The sequence below is a fragment of the Neobacillus sp. OS1-32 genome, from assembly GCF_030915425.1.
Classification (GTDB): Bacteria; Bacillota; Bacilli; order Bacillales; family Cytobacillaceae; genus Neobacillus; species Neobacillus paridis.
In genome coordinates, this window is the sequence record NZ_CP133263.1 from 2,247,219 (window position 1) to 2,262,900 (window position 15,682).

Annotated in this window: 17 protein-coding genes; 9 read left to right on the forward strand and 8 right to left on the reverse strand. The window is 39.1% G+C overall.

Annotation, left to right across the window (positions count from 1 at the left end):
- Window positions 1-31 precede the first annotated feature (31 nt).
- Window positions 32-2,113, reverse strand: a complete 2,082-nt coding sequence (locus RCG24_RS11305; protein ID WP_308076975.1) for a sigma-70 family RNA polymerase sigma factor — start codon at window positions 2,111-2,113, stop codon at window positions 32-34.
- 195 nt (window positions 2,114-2,308) lie between these two features.
- Between RCG24_RS11305 and RCG24_RS11310 the strand changes: the two genes are divergently transcribed.
- On the forward strand, window positions 2,309-2,641 hold the full coding sequence (locus RCG24_RS11310; RefSeq protein ID WP_308076976.1) for an NDxxF motif lipoprotein: 333 nt from the start codon (window positions 2,309-2,311) through the stop codon (window positions 2,639-2,641).
- 237 nt (window positions 2,642-2,878) lie between these two features.
- Here the strand turns inward: RCG24_RS11310 and RCG24_RS11315 are convergent, their stop codons facing one another.
- Window positions 2,879-3,751: a LysR family transcriptional regulator gene (locus tag RCG24_RS11315; protein WP_308076977.1), complete on the reverse strand. Its 873-nt coding sequence runs from the start codon at window positions 3,749-3,751 to the stop codon at window positions 2,879-2,881.
- Window positions 3,752-3,901: 150 nt separating this feature from the next.
- Between RCG24_RS11315 and RCG24_RS11320 the strand changes: the two genes are divergently transcribed.
- The 3 genes from RCG24_RS11320 (at window position 3,902) to RCG24_RS11330 (ending at window position 6,003) form a co-directional block, all read left to right on the forward strand.
- Complete coding sequence (locus RCG24_RS11320; protein WP_308076978.1) at window positions 3,902-4,678, forward strand: class I SAM-dependent methyltransferase; 777 nt, start codon at window positions 3,902-3,904, stop codon at window positions 4,676-4,678.
- Window positions 4,679-5,117: 439 nt separating this feature from the next.
- Entirely contained in the window at window positions 5,118-5,780 is a 663-nt protein-coding gene (locus RCG24_RS11325; protein WP_308076979.1) for a Fic family protein, read from the forward strand.
- Window positions 5,749-6,003, forward strand: a complete 255-nt coding sequence (locus RCG24_RS11330) for a hypothetical protein (protein ID WP_308076980.1) — start codon at window positions 5,749-5,751, stop codon at window positions 6,001-6,003. The genes RCG24_RS11325 and RCG24_RS11330 overlap by 32 nt, the downstream gene beginning before the upstream one ends.
- Before the next feature lie 117 nt (window positions 6,004-6,120).
- On the opposite strand, the gene RCG24_RS11335 is transcribed toward RCG24_RS11330, so the two are convergent.
- Complete coding sequence (locus tag RCG24_RS11335; protein WP_308079158.1) at window positions 6,121-7,059, reverse strand: SEC-C metal-binding domain-containing protein; 939 nt, start codon at window positions 7,057-7,059, stop codon at window positions 6,121-6,123.
- Window positions 7,060-7,149: 90 nt separating this feature from the next.
- Window positions 7,150-7,311: a DUF6429 family protein gene (locus tag RCG24_RS11340; RefSeq protein WP_308076981.1), complete on the reverse strand. Its 162-nt coding sequence runs from the start codon at window positions 7,309-7,311 to the stop codon at window positions 7,150-7,152.
- A gap of 192 nt (window positions 7,312-7,503) precedes the next feature.
- Here RCG24_RS11340 and RCG24_RS11345 point away from each other — a divergent pair, with 192 nt between their 5' ends.
- Window positions 7,504-7,692 (forward strand): YetF domain-containing protein, encoded by a 189-nt coding sequence (locus RCG24_RS11345; protein WP_308076982.1) that lies wholly within the window; start codon window positions 7,504-7,506, stop codon window positions 7,690-7,692.
- Between the two features lie 369 nt (window positions 7,693-8,061).
- On the opposite strand, the gene RCG24_RS11350 is transcribed toward RCG24_RS11345, so the two are convergent.
- Complete coding sequence (locus RCG24_RS11350; protein ID WP_308076983.1) at window positions 8,062-8,691, reverse strand: response regulator transcription factor; 630 nt, start codon at window positions 8,689-8,691, stop codon at window positions 8,062-8,064.
- Between the two features lie 210 nt (window positions 8,692-8,901).
- Here RCG24_RS11350 and RCG24_RS11355 point away from each other — a divergent pair, with 210 nt between their 5' ends.
- The 3 genes from RCG24_RS11355 (at window position 8,902) to RCG24_RS11365 (ending at window position 11,570) form a co-directional block, all read left to right on the forward strand.
- Window positions 8,902-9,849 carry an alpha/beta hydrolase gene (locus tag RCG24_RS11355; RefSeq protein ID WP_308076984.1) on the forward strand — a complete coding sequence of 316 codons (948 nt, stop codon included), beginning with the start codon at window positions 8,902-8,904 and terminating at the stop codon, window positions 9,847-9,849.
- Between the two features lie 79 nt (window positions 9,850-9,928).
- Complete coding sequence (locus tag RCG24_RS11360; protein ID WP_308076985.1) at window positions 9,929-10,990, forward strand: flavin-containing monooxygenase; 1,062 nt, start codon at window positions 9,929-9,931, stop codon at window positions 10,988-10,990.
- Complete coding sequence (locus RCG24_RS11365; protein WP_308076986.1) at window positions 10,977-11,570, forward strand: NAD(P)/FAD-dependent oxidoreductase; 594 nt, start codon at window positions 10,977-10,979, stop codon at window positions 11,568-11,570. The genes RCG24_RS11360 and RCG24_RS11365 overlap by 14 nt, the downstream gene beginning before the upstream one ends.
- Window positions 11,571-11,702: 132 nt before the next feature.
- Here RCG24_RS11365 and RCG24_RS11370 read toward each other — a convergent pair whose 3' ends face one another.
- Window positions 11,703-12,272, reverse strand: a complete 570-nt coding sequence (locus RCG24_RS11370; RefSeq protein WP_308076987.1) for a DUF4256 domain-containing protein — start codon at window positions 12,270-12,272, stop codon at window positions 11,703-11,705.
- 262 nt (window positions 12,273-12,534) lie between these two features.
- Here RCG24_RS11370 and RCG24_RS11375 point away from each other — a divergent pair, with 262 nt between their 5' ends.
- Entirely contained in the window at window positions 12,535-13,233 is a 699-nt protein-coding gene (locus RCG24_RS11375) for a VIT1/CCC1 transporter family protein (protein WP_308076988.1), read from the forward strand.
- A 161-nt stretch (window positions 13,234-13,394) separates the two neighbouring features.
- Here RCG24_RS11375 and rbr read toward each other — a convergent pair whose 3' ends face one another.
- Both rbr and RCG24_RS11385 read right to left on the reverse strand, forming a co-directional pair.
- Window positions 13,395-13,928, reverse strand: a complete 534-nt coding sequence (gene rbr, locus RCG24_RS11380) for a rubrerythrin (RefSeq protein WP_308076989.1) — start codon at window positions 13,926-13,928, stop codon at window positions 13,395-13,397.
- Window positions 13,929-14,213: 285 nt separating this feature from the next.
- Entirely contained in the window at window positions 14,214-15,542 is a 1,329-nt protein-coding gene (locus tag RCG24_RS11385) for a replication-associated recombination protein A (RefSeq protein WP_308076990.1), read from the reverse strand.
- Window positions 15,543-15,682: the final 140 nt, after the last annotated feature.

Sequence of the window (15,682 nt, forward strand, 5' to 3'; positions counted from 1 at the left end):
GCGTTTGGAAAGATTGCCCGGCCGGCAGAGTTTAGTTTAACGAAATCTTCACAACCTTATCCAAATATTTCGTTGTTTGATATCCATCAATCTCCAGTTTTTTTGGAATTACGGTTTTTCCATTGTCGTCATGATGTAATTCCATGCTTTGAACGGTAACAAAATACCGCGGTTGCTCAATTTTTTCATATGAGAACGAGCTATCATTCGTATCGTATTCTACCCCGTTTTTATCAACCACCACTCCTTCAGCGTTCCCCTCCATTGAACTGGGTTCATTTTCATCCTTATCCAAAATACGAAATTGAAGCGACTCATATGCCCGATTCTTAATTTCATGGTTACTTATGACAATTTTCGTCGGCTGCCCGACTTCCAGCTTATCGATCGAGATGGTGCTGCCTGCATATTGAAAGGTTTGCGGATATTTCTTAGAAGCATCTAGTTCGATGGTTTTTGGATCCTCAAATGTTAAATGAGCAGAATTGAGGTCGATGTTGACCTCCACTGGTTTTTCTCCAAAAACAGGGTCAAACTGTGTTTGAAAAGTATTCCAATTCTCGTCTTCTTGTGAATCCAAAAAAGAGCTACCAAACATATCAGCTTTCACTTTTTTGTTGTTCACTTCTATTTTATCAATATTAAGAACATCTATTCGCTTCTCTGGCTGTTTATCATGAATAGCATAAAGCAGAATCGTTGATGTTGGAGCAATGATTAGTTTATCAAATCGAACCTGAATCCCTTCGACTTCTGTTTCTTTATCCAATGCATATTCGTGCGATGGCTGTTTTTTCACAGGAATCTTAAAGTTCCACTCACCTGATTCATATTCCATGGTATCCCTAAGAACAAAACCAGGCCAGTCAGAGGAATCACGAATCAATTTATAAAGCTTTGTAATTCTGAGTTTAATGGTTCCGTCATCCTTTGAGAGGGGAGGCAGGCTAATTTTCCCCTGATAGACATTCTTTCTTTCATTATTTCTTTTCGATTTAAGGTCAGGGAGATAGTACTTTGGATATGTTACCGCGCCCATGATTTCAGATTCGTTCTCCACAAGAACCCCATCATCATTATTCATCATCATATATTGATTTTCTTCTTTTTTATCCTCGATTTCATAAAAAACCAGCGTCTGAACATCATCAGCAATCGCACTCTTGATCTTTATTTTCAACCCATTGCTTTCCGCTTCCAGGTTCAACCTTTCACCGAGGTCATGCTGCAGAAACGCACGTAATTCTTCATCTTCCTCCGTCCAAGTATAATAAAGGCTGCGAAACGTCCCTGTAAAAAAACCTATACTTATTAATAGAATTATAGCTCCAGTAAAAATAAGCCCAATTCTATTACGTTTCTTGTTCTTTAGTCGTCTCCGCTGTTCCTCCTCGGCCAGCCTGTCTTTGACGTTCACCAGAAGATCTGATGGCACATGCAAAGCGTCAATATTTTCTGCGAGATTTGACAAGGTTAACATGACATCCTGGAAGGCAGCCAAATCCTCCTGACAGTTTTGACAATGATAAATATGTATTTCAAAATCTACCTTTTTCGGCCGCTCCATGGTTCTTTCCAAATAATCAATGTAATCCTTGTGGTACTCTTTACAGCCATTAAAAGTGGCTTCATACCCTAGTTGTTTTTTTAGTGACTGAATACCGGTAAATAATAAATCTTTCATCTTTTCCACTGAAACTTGGAGAATCTGTGCCGCTTCCTCCTTAGAAATCCCTTTTATATAGGTAAGGAGCATCGCTTCCTTCTGATCCACTTTCAATTGATCGAGTGCTTTGAACAAATCCAGGGAAGGTTCACCTCTCTCTGCAGCCTGAAATCTGCTATGATCATAAAGCTGTCTGCAAGTATGGATGAAAATGGATGTAACCCATGTTTCGAATGAGGTTTCTCCTTTAAATCGTGGTAACTCCTTGTTGGCTTTCATAATCGACCGGTAAAATAGCTCCCCCATTTGCTGTTGATTTCCAAGATAGAACCAACCAAGTGTATAGAACGATTGTTTATGCTGATCGAACCAGTCGACGATGGCTTCGATACCTTTTTCTTTTATCCTAGTGATTGAATTAGAATCTATTTTTGCCGGGACTATCAATGTGCCTCCCCCTTTTCTGTCTCTACATCTTTTACCTATCACTATTTTTTCACTAACACCATTTTCGCATATAAAAATGCCTGCCACCACCCGAATAACGCCGAGGAAATTCGACAAATTCTGAGAAGTGACAGGCACCTATTTATTGGTCAATGAGAGAGGGCGCCATGTCCCAAAGCCCGGGAGATCCTAAACATGGTTAATCTGAGAGCCCATCATGACCATAAAGCAAAAATAATCATTAACAAGATGGATATTGATAAAGTGAAACTTCCATCACCTGAAGGTTATCAAGAAGAGTCTAAAAGAATTAGCCAGTACATTACAGGTTTAAATGAGATTCTTCATGAACTAAATGAAACGCTTAGTAATTTTACAGATGACGTAAATAAAGGAGTTTTTCCAAAAATAAACATTAAATCAATAATTAATAAAAGTGATGTGGTAAATGGAAGGGAACAGAAAAAAATAGAAGAATTCCTTGATAAGAAAAATATTAAGACAAAAGCATTTGGGCGTGAACATTAAGAAAAACAGAGTAAAACAGCAATTCATTGAACTTTATAAAATTGCCAGTTAAAAAGGTGTCCCGACTTTAACGGTTGAAACAAAAATAAAAGGATGAAAATGTTAATTTCTTTTTTTATAATTGGGGGATATTGAACAAAAGCCCCCCGATAGTTTAAGTATAATAGTTCACAAACTGACTAAATCATTTGGTTTGTTTGAAAAAATGCTAACAAATTTAAGCAACAACCATTTTCATCATTCACTCAATGCATCCTTTAAAAATTTAATGAAAATTGATACTTCATCAGTCTCTACTTTTGTTAATACATAAGTTGAAGATGTAGGTGGAATGATGTTCCTTGGCTTAATTTTTATCAATTTATTCATCTCAATTTCATTTTTAACGACCGTAGAAGGTAAATAGGAAACTCCAAGCCCTTCTTCTATAAAACGCTTTGTAACCTCTATTTGGTCAACTCTCATTGTATGCACAGTCGGATAATGCCTCTTAATATCATCCAAAAGATTATCCCAATAGTCTGGATGGTTATGGGTAATTAGCCTATATTTATGTAATATAGTTGGCTCATCAAGGCAAGAAATGTCTTTGCATTCATTTGGTGCAACTAATATTACAGATTCTTTATGGATAATATGGCTCTTTATATTTGTTTGCATTGGTAAAATTCTCGTAAGTCCTACATCTGCAATCCCCGCACTGACTTCCTCACCTATTTCATAAGATTTAAGTACATTAATTAAAACTTCTATATCAGGGTTTTTATCCATGAATTTCCGCAATATTGGTGGCAAGATTGATGATGCAATTTGTGGTGCAGTAGCAATAATTAACTTTCGATTATATCCTTGTTTCCACGATTCAAATTCTTCCATACCTTGAACGTATTTTGAAACTATCTCCGTTGCATATGAAATAAACTTATGACCTGCTGGTGTAAGAGTAACTTTTTTACCTATTCTTTCGAACAATTGAATATTAAGACTTTCTTCCAACTTTTTAATATGTTTTGTTACAGCAGGTTGAGTCAGAAAAAGCTCCTCTGACGTTTGGCGAAAATTTTCATATTTAGCTGCAATTATAAAAGTCTTTAACCATTTAATATCCATATGCTCTCCCGCCTAATAACAATCGGTTATTAATATTCTCTATTTTTGTTAATATTAATTATTTAATTTCTCAATTATAATCTATTTAAGGAATAACATACAGATTATTTTGATAATTATGGAGTTTCATACTGAAAGGGGAGTTTAACTATGGACACTATTAAAAGTACAAACGATAGTTGGAATGCGAAACTTTATGACAATAAGCATTCCTTTGTCTCAAAATACGGAAGTAACTTGGTTGAATTATTAGCTCCAAAGCAAGGAGAGAAAGTTCTTGACCTTGGTTGTGGAACAGGAGATTTAGCCAATACATTTTATGCATATGGCGTTGAAATTATAGGTGTGGACAAATCTGAAAATATGGTGGAACAAGCAATCCGTAAATACCCACATATAAAGTTTCGGGTTCAAAATGCAACAGAATTGGATTATCATAAAGAATTTGATGCGGTCTTTTCTAATGCAGCACTTCATTGGGTACAACAACCCATCCAGGCATTACATGGTATTTATCAATGCCTAAAAAAAAGTGGAAGATTCGTTGCTGAATTTGGAGGCAAAGGCAATGTTCAAACAATAACGGATGAAATCATTGATCAAATAAAAGTTGCAGGATTTGATTTTAAAAAGGAACAATTCCCTTGGTTCTATCCAAGCATTGCTGAGTATTCAACTCTAATGGAAGACGTAGGATTTAGAGTGACTTTTGCTCAACACTATGATAGACCAACGAAGTTAGATGGAGATGATGGATTAAAAAACTGGATTGCAATGTTTGGTAATCAGCTATTCAATGGTATCCCAGAAAAAGCAAAAAATGAAATAGTCGCAAATGTTGAAAGTAATTTAAAAGAAACTTTATATAAAGATGGTAATTGGATTGCCGATTATAAAAGAATACGTGTAATTGGAGTAAAAGAATAATTGATAAAGGGCTGTCCGAAAAGTGGTTTTTTAGCCTAAAAAAATTGAAACTCAGTACAAACCCGATTGGTTCAACTAAGCCGCTAAAGAACGCAGCGGCAAGTTTCACTGCACCTCACCAATCGGACCTTTACGGACAGTTAATCCCCCACCGTCATTTGAAACCCCTTCTTGGGTGTAAAAAACTTTCATTATTAACAGTTTCCGTCATTCGGGTTGAAAATTTTAACACATTTTTTCCTAACTGACCATATGGGAAAGAACAAGTAATTTCTTACTGATTTCGGTTTGCAGAGTCTAAAGATGAGGTCTGATTCCCACTACGGGACCTAACCCCTTTGATACATTTATTATTTAGATTACGTATGATACTATTAATAACATAGAAATAATTAGTTTACGGGTTTAAACATAATATAGAAGGGAGGGGTTTCATTTGATGTTCAAAAATAAATACAGCCTAAGTGACCGAGAATCAAGATTTTTATTGAAAAAGAGCCGTGTCGCTTTAATACATTCAGCTTCACGCCTGGAGAATGTGAATACAACTTTTCCACAAACCAAAACAATTGTTGAAGGTATGAGTGTAAGCGGGGTTCCTATAGAGGATATACAAGTCATTCTTAACCTAAAAAATGCGTATCAATATGTATTGAAACTGCCTCATAATATTAAATTTAATCTGGAAATTACATGTAAAATAAACAGTTTTATTTCCTATAACGAATCTCTTGAATGGGGCGTGTTACGGACTGGAAATGTTGGAATACACGGTGTGGTTTATACCCCTGCCGTTCCGATTGAATCAGAAGTCAGGGCCATAATTGAAGAGATTATGAATGGAAACATGTCCGAGACATATAAAGCGTTGAAATATATGTATTTTGCAATGAGGGCACAGCTGTTTTGGGACGGAAATAAGCGAACAGCCATTGTTTCAGCAAATACAATCATGATGTTGAATGGTGCAGGTGTAATCAATATTAATGAAAAACAATTGGAACATTGGAATAGTCTATTATCGGAATTCTATGAATCAAATAATGATGAAAAAATAATTCAATGGACGTATGAAAACTGTATACATGGAATTGATTATTGATGTGAAGCATTATATGGAAGCTGGAAACTCGGAGTTGCTAGCGGACAAGGTACTCGAAAACATCGCTCACACCAAACGGTACCTAACTGACTACCACATTAAACCGATTGACGATAAAAGACATGAATCAGGGGGCTGCGGCACTCCTTTTTTGTTGTCCATTTCTCGATTTGATGGAAAATTTGAGGTCAGACCCTACACAGCCAAAAAGGGACTGCCCTAAAAAATGAGGCAGTCCCTGAAATGTATTGATTTTATCTAAAACCAAATATCAATCAGCTAAAATAACTCAGTGAAATTGAGGCAGGTATACTTTATGGGCCTCCAGCATCTCATCTACTCACTTTGGGAACTTCAGATCTTCAAGCCTTTCCTTTACTATATCAATATCCCCCTCATCCTTGGCAATTGCCAGAGCCTTTTCATACAATTCCCGCGCTTTATGATGATCCTTCTTATGACCATAGAGGAACAGATCTGCCCAGCCAATATAGCCCCAAGGATTGTTCGGAAAATCATGCACTAACTTCTCAAACTCAGACTCGGCTTTCCCGTATTGATCCAACATAGCGTAAGATTCTCCAATGGCATGACGCATATTGTGAATAATTAACTCGTCTTCTTTCGGAAAATAGTTGCAGAACTCACGACAATAATTAATTCTTTTTTCAAAATAAGCAGAATCGTCAAAGCCTGCATTATAAAGCTCCGCCTCTAAGTCTTGGCAAAAATTCCTAATAAAAAAGTTAACCTGATAGTGCTTGTCCAAATAATCCAAGGTTTGGAACGTAGGATCAATTCTATTTTTTATTGCTTCCCAAACCTTTAACCATGTGTCACATGCAGAAATAGAATTATTTTCAGCTAAATACTCAAAACCATGATCAAGCAAGTCACTCATTTGTTCCCTAGATAATTTATTTGCCGGAGCCAATCTCTCCCATAAAATCCAAGCCGCCAGCCAAGGGAAATCTTCATCTCTCCCCTTTGCAGTAACATTGTACTGATGGAACCAGTTTTCCGAAAGTTCTTCCGCAGAGTAGAACCTGTCGATATCTTTTAAAAATGTATCTTGCTCAAATGGTATACCCATTTCCCGTAAATTGTGAATAATTTCGTCCGTACTCAGCACGTCTACTTCTTCATAAGTTAGGGTAAAATTGACAGGATTCTGTACAATTTGCATCGACTTTAATTGTTCATCCTTACCCATACAACATTTTTTATATTTTTTTCCACTTCCACATGGGCATAAATCGTTTCTTCCGATTTTGGTCATACTTTTCACCGTTCTCACCTTAAATTAAATTTTGTCAGCAGTCTGTATCAAATGTGAAGCTTATTAAGTCAGTTTTCTTTGCCTTATCACTTAAACATCATTTATTTGATATTTCTCCAATAAAGCCTTAGCCTCTTTGATACCGGCTTCCGTTAAATAAACAGATTTTGATCTGATACTTCCGCGAATGAAATCCTCATCAGTCAATTCATTTAGGACATCAAACGGATAGCCCTTCCAGCTTCTTCTCATTTCTCCATACAGTTCATCCTCTTTCTATGATGTTAAATAGAGCAATAACAGAGTAAGTTCCTTGATCTTTTCATCCATTTCCAACAACTCCTTTCTCTAACATCAGTGATAACCTTAGCTTAGTAGAAATATGAACAGTTTACAACAAGTAACCAAATATTCATATAATAGTCTACGGTCGCGAACTTTCCTTTGATTGAAAAGTTATTTATAGGTAAGGCAACACCGGTTATCCAAAATGGAAAAATTATATCCAACAATCTTAAAAAGCTGCGCATATCCGTTGAACAGCTGGAGGCAAGATTAAGGGAAAACGGAAGGAGGTGGATTCTAAAAATGCTTCAATCGCCTGAGGAACCGTTTCCTGGCAAATCTCATTAAATTGATAGGTATCCCTGATTTCATCAATTGTGAAATTTAAGGAATAATATCTACTATTTATCTGGTTTCAAATCTCACTTTTTCGTAAATCCGCGAGAGCCAACAATATCACCGATCATCGCGCCAATCATCCGCTATTCCCCTTCCCATATAATGCATCCAGTTTTCCAGTGTAGCTTGCACTTCTGCCCATTATAGAAATAGCCCTACCATAACACATTTTAAGATTATCACAAAACTATCTGATGGAACTTATTTAGTTTATGTTAAAATTGGTGTCAAATTTAAATGGGGATCAATGTGGTCTCTTTTTTAAACATGGGAACATCGCTATCTTTTTAGTTTTTTAGTAAGCAGAAAAACTCTGCTTTATTTCGTTTTTAATATACCTCGTTGGAAGAGTTCGGCGATGGCATGAGCGCGGTTTTGCGCGCCGAGTTTTTTAATGGCGGATTTGACGTATTGTTTGACAGTGACTTCACTGATTTTCATGGAGTAGGCCATTTCTTTGGTGGCTTCGCCGCGGGCGATTCGTTTCATCACCTCAAGTTCTCTTTTACTTAATACGATTGTTTCTTCATCGACGGTAATGGAATCATCAAGGACCTTTCCAGCTAGTTGTCCAAAAAGAGTTAGAGAAGCCAACACTTGATGATCGAAGACTGCGCCGTTTTGAAATTGTGTGCTGCATATATACCCAATCACTCTTCTGCTGCTGCAAATAGGAGTAACGGCTAAGGCATTAGCGGGAAAATGTGCGGAGTATTTACCGCTGGAATATTTAAAAAAATACTCCTCTCCTTCACTATATTGTGCTTTCCGTTCAAGAATAGCCCTGTGAATAAGAGGCAGTGTCCGAATATCGTCCCGAATTCCTCCTATATTCACAAATCCTGAGGATGTTAGCGAAACAATTCCCTCTCCAAGATACTCTAAAGGGGAATACCTAAACAAGAATGAATCCAATGCTGGAAAAAGTTCAAGATATACTTTCAACATTTCATGCAACTTCTCTTTTTGCGTTGACAAGGCATCTAATTCTTCAACTCGTACTTGTAGGGTATAGACCGTGAGAATAGTATCATTTCCTTTTTAGGGACCTATATATTCAAAATTAGGAATATTCATATTATACAAATAATTTTATGATAGTTGTAGATATTTAAGATACTATTTTCTAATATCTAATAATTTTAGAGAGGGAGATGTATGTTGGTTAATTTAAGTCCACAAGTGAAAGCTTATTTGGATGCATTTTATCAGATGCCGCTGCTTCAAACTTTAAAACCGCAAGAGGTTAGAGATATGTTTGCCGCGGCCCCGCCTGTAGAGGTAGAACTGGCCGCACTTGCTAATGTTGAAGATAGGCTGGTTCCTGTCGGCGATGGTGCGGAAATTAAAGTCCGAATCTATACGCCAGAGGGCGAAGGTCCATTTCCTCTCTTTGTCTACTATCACGGCGGCGGCTGGGTCATCGGCGATCTCGAAACCGCTGATGCCAGCTGCCGGATGATTGCTAATAAAACGGAAAGAGTTGTCGTTTCGGTAGATTACCGTCTCGCACCTGAATATAAGTTCCCCATTCCTGTTCAGGACTCCTATGCGGCACTGCAATGGGCACATGATCACGCAGCTTCATTAAATGCCAAAGCTTCCAACATCGTTGTCGGCGGTGATAGTGCGGGTGGAAATCTATCAGCAGTTGTTTCGATGATGGCAAGAGATAAAAACGGCCCTAACATAACCGCACAGATACTCATCTATCCTGTGACAGATTTGCAATATAACACTCGTTCCTATCATGAATTCGCCGAAGGGTATGGGCTTGATAAAGACTTAATGATATGGTTCGGTGACTACTATATTAACCATGAATTCGATGCCAAAAATATCTACGTGGCTCCGCTGTTAGCCCATGACCTTAGCAATCTCCCACCTGCTTTCGTGGTAACAGCTGAATGTGATGTATTAAAAGATGAAGGAATTGCCTATGCAAAGCGTTTGGATGAAGCTGGTGTCCAAGTAAAAGCCTATACAGAGCCGGGACTTATTCATGGATATTTTACCAATATGGCCGTATTCCCTGAACGGATCAAAGGGACCATTGCTCAAATTGAGCAGTTTTTAAGCAAGATAAATGAAAGCGTTACCATTTGATAGGTTCTAAAGGAGGAACTGGTTGATACCCCACCAATGGGTTAACCCGTTGATAAATGAACATTAGGGAGGAATATTCATGAGCACCGCTAATAATCAACCGACTGCCCTTGATGCCGTTGTGATCGGGGCCGGTTTTTCAGGACTGTACATGCTTTACCGCTTACGTGAGGCTGGTCTTTCAGTTCGTGTTTATGATGCTGCCGATGGGGTTGGTGGTGTCTGGTATTGGAACCGTTATCCTGGGGCACGCTGCGATTCGGAAAGTATCTATTACAATTACACTTTTTCCGAGGAGCTTTATAAGGAGTGGACTTGGAATTCCAGGTACCCCGAGCAGCCGGATATCCTTCGTTACTTAAATTTTGTCGCCGATAAGTTTGATCTCCGTCCGAATATTCAGTTTAAAACACGGATCACCTCCGCTGAATTTGATGAAACAGCCAGCCGTTGGCAGCTTCAGACGGATGGCGGTGAGACTATTTCGGCGAAATATTTTATAACGGGAGTAGGCTGTATTTCCACTGCCAATATCCCCAACTTTAAGGGCTTGAACAGCTTCAAAGGCAAGTGGTACCACACAGGACACTGGCCGCATGAAAAAGTGGACTTCAGCGGTAAGCGGGTTGGTATTATTGGAACTGGCTCAAGCGGTGTACAGGCCATCCCGGTAATCGCCCAAGAGGCAGCCCATCTTACTGTTTTTCAACGAACGCCGCAATATAGTGCCCCTGCCAGAAATCGTCCTTATACCGAGGAGGAAATTCTTCAGGCAAAGGCCAATTTCAGTGAAATGAAGCAGCAGGTACGCGCCTCCGCTGGCGGAACTCCCGTTCAAACCGGGGACCGCTCCGCACTTCAAGACTCCCCTGAGGAGCGCCAACGGGTATTTGAAGAAGCTTGGGCATTAGGTGGTCATGCTATCCTTACAGTTTATAACGATTTGCTTACGGATGAAGAAGCCAATGAAACGGTCTCCGAATTTATCCGTACGAAAATACATGAAATTGTTCAAGACCCAGAAACAGCGAAAAAATTGACACCTTATTATTTATACGGGACTAAACGTGCGATTATTGACACTGATTATTATGAAACTTTTAATCGCTCGAATGTCTCCCTAGTCGATGTTAGATGTTAAGCAGGCACCGATTGAGGAAATTACTCCCACGGGGATTCGGACGACCGATGGTGAATATGAACTCGATGTGATTGTCTTTGCAACTGGCTATGACGGCATGACAGGATCCTTGTTTAAAATGGATATTCGCGGCCGAGATGGTGTTTCCTTAAAAGAGAAATGGGAAAACGGTGCCGCCACAAGAACATACCTTGGCATGACAACGGCGGGATTCCCCAATATGTTCATGATTACCGGTCCTGAAAGCCCTTCTGTATTAGGCAACATGCCAATCACAATCGAGCAGCATGTGGAATGGATCGCGGACTGTATCCAATATCTTCGCAAGCACGAGGTCGATGTGATTGAAGCTAAACCTGAAGCAGAGGCGGAATGGAGTAAGCACTGCCGCGATCTAGCGGATACCACACTCTACACAAAAGCGGAATCCTGGTACACAGGTGCCAATATCGCAGGTAAAGCCCGCGGCTTCCAAATTTATGTAGGCGGTTACGCACCCTACCACCAAAAATGTGCCGAAATTGCTAAAAACGGCTATGAGGGGTTCACCTTAAAAACAGCCCAAAAATCTTTACATTAACATTCACGGGGACGGTTCTTGCCCATGATAATGGTGCAAAAGAACCCTCCCTTGTTCATGGGACAGGGGTCCAGGCTCATCGTTCGGAACCAGAGACTAGTTAGTCAGCTTGAAGTACGTTTCCCACCAAACCTATACCCTCAGCGAGCCGCGAAACCCCCTGGCGGCATAATAGGATTCTGCTCCATTGTGGTACAAAAAAACAGTGTCGTAGCGACGGTCACAAAAGACCGCTCCACCAAGTTTTCTAATCTTATCGGGTGTCTTCACCCAACTCGATGTTTTCATATCAAACTTTCCAAGCTTTTGCAGCTCCCGGTACTGTTCCTCCGTTAAAATTTCAATCCCCATGTCTTCCGCCATATCCAAAGCGCTATTCTTTGGTTTATGCTCCTTCCTTGACTCCAGTGCTTCACGGTCGTAACAAACACTTCTGCGGCCTTTAGGACTTTCCGCAGAACAATCATAAAAAATATATTCCTCTGTCTTCTGATCATAACCAACAACATCGGGTTCGCCGCCGGTTCTTTCCATTTCATGGAGCGACCACAGTTTCTCGCTATTAGCTTCCAGTTTTGCTTGCACTTTAGCCCATGCGATTTCTTCGTGGCGGTTCATATTTTTCTCAAAACGGGCCTTCAATGTTCTAAGCAGTTCTTCGCGTTGTTCTGGTGACAACTCCTGTTTATTTCCCTTTGTCATAGTAGTTCTCCCTTTTTAATGTTATTTATCATGTAAAAAATTTTCATCCCTGCGATGGCTTTATGCAATAATCTGATTATAACAAACGATGTGGTGGAATTGAAAATACCAAAAAGTTTATGGTCATAACCATGGTTGCTTTAACCTTCGCTTTTCGCTTCTTTTAACCATCGATTAGCAATCAAAAATATTTCCTTTTTCAAGCGCAGTGTACAAACTTCCTTTATTTAGTATAATATAAGTTAAATTGGAGGTTAAAAAAATGGATCAATATCAGCATCATGTTGAAGAACATTTTTCAGGATCTGACTTTATTCGAGATGTTGTCATTGGTATGTCAGACGGATTAACCGTACCGTTTGCTCTAGCTGCTGGTTTGTCCGGTGCCGTAGATACCACAACATTGATTCTCACTGCCGGAGGTGCTGAAATTGCCGCAGGATCCATTGCAATGGGACTAGGCGGATACTTGGCCGGGAAGACAGATATGGAACATTACGAATCGGAACTTGCCCGTGAACAGCGCGAGGTAGTAGAACTTCCGGAGCGTGAAGAAGAAGAAGTAGCCGAAATATTTCGGGAATATGGGCTCGAAGAAAATCAAATCAAATCGATTACAGAAACGATGAAAAAGAACCCGGAAAAATGGGTAGATTTTATGATGAAATTTGAATTAGGACTGGAGAAACCAGAACCGACAAGAGCAAGAAACAGTGCAATTACGATTGCGATTTCCTATATTGTTGGAGGGGTCATTCCTTTGTTCCCCTATTTTATCTTTCAGCAGCCTTCAACTGCCTTAATGGTTTCTGTGATTGTTACACTTATTGCCTTGTTAATTTTTGGATACATAAAAGGAAGATTCACCGGAACTTCTCCGTTGAAGAGTGCTTTCCAAACGATGCTTACCGGGGGGCTTGCTGCAGCAGTTGCGTTTAGTCTAGCGAGAATTCTCACCTAACGGCTGAAATTTCTTCTTGCCAGAAGACCTCGAAAAGGCGCAATTCTTGGGAATTGCGCCCGTTTCTTGAATATTTTTCAAAGAATGTTTCTTTATATCTCTTTCATTAGTAAATCCTTGCCGTACCGTTGCTGCAGCTTTTCTTCCACCACAAGGCAGGATTAATAATTTTCTTTTCGCACTTCAAAGAAACTTTGAGAATGTCCGCAAACAGGGCAAACTTTAGGTGCTTTTTTTCCGATTACAAGATGTCCGCAGTTTCGGCATTCCCACATGGTTTGTTCACTCTTTTCAAATACTGCTTTCATCTCTACATTGTTAAGAAGGGCACGGAATCTCTCCTCGTGAGCTTTCTCAATTTCTGCGACCATTCTAAACTTAGCAGCAAGAGCGGTAAAGCCTTCTTCTTCAGCATCCTTGGCAAAACCTTCATACATATCTGTCCATTCGTAGTTTTCACCTTCCGCGGCATGAAGTAAATTGGCGGCGGTATCACCAAGCTCTCCAAGCGCTTTAAACCACAGCTTTCCATGTTCCTTTTCATTTTCAGCTGTTTTCGTAAACAGTTCGGCTATTTGCTCATAGCCTTCCTTTTTGGCAACGGATGCGAAATAAGTATACTTGCTCCTTGCCTGAGATTCACCAGCGAACGCTGCCTTCAAGTTAGCTTCAGTTTTAGTTCCTTTCAAATCCATATTAAACTCTCCTTCTATATTTTTGTGAAATTATTCACAAAATTACATATTGAAAAATCCAGTAGTCATATTTCGCCTTCACAAATATAACCACTTTCTTATATTAATAGCATAACAGATATTTAGAAAACCGAACGATCGATTATACATATTGTCATGAAAGATTCAAATAATAAAACGAATAGAGCCTGGTTTTGAAAAAAGAGTGATCAAAACAGGCTCTCAAATTTTTTCGTTCAGTGGATTCTCCCTATACCTACTATTATTGAACTTGATTCGTTCAAACTAGGATTTACGGTTTCTTTTATACCATTCCGAGATTTCCTCAAGTCTTTGTTTGAACTTAGCCTCTGAACCTTGAGTTGTTGGATGATAATACTCATGACCTATTAACGAATCCGGCATCGTCTGCATGGTTGTTAATTTTTCCTCCGTATCATGTGCATATTGATATCCCTTACCATAATTTAAATCTTTCATCAACTTGGTAGGGGCATTGCGTAAATGTAGGGGAACAGGTTCATTCATTGAGCTCAGTGCATCTTTTTTTGCTTTCATGTAGGCTAAATAAGCTGAATTTGATTTTGGGGCCAATGAAAGGTAAATCACAGCTTGGGTTAGGTGTACATTACATTCGGGCATACCGATGAATTGACATGCTTGAAAAACAGATACGGCAATTTCTAAAGCTCTACTGTCGGCTAAACCGATATCTTCACTAGCAAATCTGACCAGCCTTCGAGCAATAAATAAAGGGTCTTCTCCAGCTTCCAACATCCGTGATAACCAATAGATCGCCGCATTCACATCACTATTTCTCATCGATTTATGCAATGCAGAGATAATATTATAATGTTCTTCTCCATTTTTGTCGTACAATAGTGATTTTCTATTAATAATTTGGGACAGATCTTCTCTTTTGATGATAATCGAGTCATTCTGTTCTTTTTCATTTTGAACAGCCATCTCCAAAGTATTCAACGCAGTCCGAGCATCTCCATCAGAAAATTCGGCTATCGCCATTAATGTACTATCTTCAATTTGAATATTTTGAAGCCCATATCCATTGGGATGTACGATGGCTTGTTTTAATAATTCTACAATTTCGCTGCTCGTTAACTGCTCGAGAACAAAAACTTTACTCCGTGATAACAGGGCCGAATTGACTTCAAAAGATGGATTTTCAGTGGTTGCACCGATAAGGATAATGCTGCCCTTCTCCACATACGGTAAAAATGCATCTTGTTGTGCCTTATTAAATCGATGGATTTCATCAATAAATAAAATCGTCTTTTCACCTAATTGTCGACGTTCTTCAGCTTCTTTCATAATGTTTCGAATATCTTTAATCCCACTTGTCACAGCACTGAAATCAATAAATTTCGATTGGGTTTGATTGGCGATAATTTTCGCCAATGTTGTCTTCCCTACTCCAGGGGGACCCCAGAAAATCATAGAAGAAACACGGTCATGTTCAATCATTTCCCTAAGAACCTTTCCTTTAGCTAACAGGTGTTTTTGTCCAACGAAGTCAGCCAAACTTTGAGGGCGAACTCTACTGGCCAAGGGACGGCTTTGATCATTATCATTCTCAAATAAAGAAATTTGCTCCAAGGTTAGCCCCTCCTTGCAAAAAAATACGACACTGCATTAAATGAAGATAGGAATGATATAAAAAAGACTCTTGCCATTCGGATTTCCCTTTCCTTTTATCATAAAAAACTTTTGCTCAAGGATCGTTATAAGCTCAGGTT

Coding starts and splice junctions, on each gene's coding strand:
- RCG24_RS11325 (WP_308076979.1), top strand. CDS start 5,118: ATGTTCAAAAATAAATACAGCCTAAGTGACCGAGAATCAAGATTTTTA.
- RCG24_RS11350 (WP_308076983.1), bottom strand. CDS start 8,691: ATGTTGAAAGTATATCTTGAACTTTTTCCAGCATTGGATTCATTCTTG.
- RCG24_RS11340 (WP_308076981.1), bottom strand. CDS start 7,311: ATGAGAAGAAGCTGGAAGGGCTATCCGTTTGATGTCCTAAATGAATTG.
- RCG24_RS11375 (WP_308076988.1), top strand. CDS start 12,535: ATGGATCAATATCAGCATCATGTTGAAGAACATTTTTCAGGATCTGAC.
- RCG24_RS11315 (WP_308076977.1), bottom strand. CDS start 3,751: ATGGATATTAAATGGTTAAAGACTTTTATAATTGCAGCTAAATATGAA.
- RCG24_RS11330 (WP_308076980.1), top strand. CDS start 5,749: ATGAAAACTGTATACATGGAATTGATTATTGATGTGAAGCATTATATG.
- RCG24_RS11365 (WP_308076986.1), top strand. CDS start 10,977: ATGTTAGATGTTAAGCAGGCACCGATTGAGGAAATTACTCCCACGGGG.
- RCG24_RS11370 (WP_308076987.1), bottom strand. CDS start 12,272: ATGACAAAGGGAAATAAACAGGAGTTGTCACCAGAACAACGCGAAGAA.
- RCG24_RS11320 (WP_308076978.1), top strand. CDS start 3,902: ATGGACACTATTAAAAGTACAAACGATAGTTGGAATGCGAAACTTTAT.
- RCG24_RS11335 (WP_308079158.1), bottom strand. CDS start 7,059: ATGACCAAAATCGGAAGAAACGATTTATGCCCATGTGGAAGTGGAAAA.
- rbr (WP_308076989.1), bottom strand. CDS start 13,928: ATGGATTTGAAAGGAACTAAAACTGAAGCTAACTTGAAGGCAGCGTTC.
- RCG24_RS11355 (WP_308076984.1), top strand. CDS start 8,902: ATGTTGGTTAATTTAAGTCCACAAGTGAAAGCTTATTTGGATGCATTT.
- RCG24_RS11310 (WP_308076976.1), top strand. CDS start 2,309: ATGGTTAATCTGAGAGCCCATCATGACCATAAAGCAAAAATAATCATT.
- RCG24_RS11360 (WP_308076985.1), top strand. CDS start 9,929: ATGAGCACCGCTAATAATCAACCGACTGCCCTTGATGCCGTTGTGATC.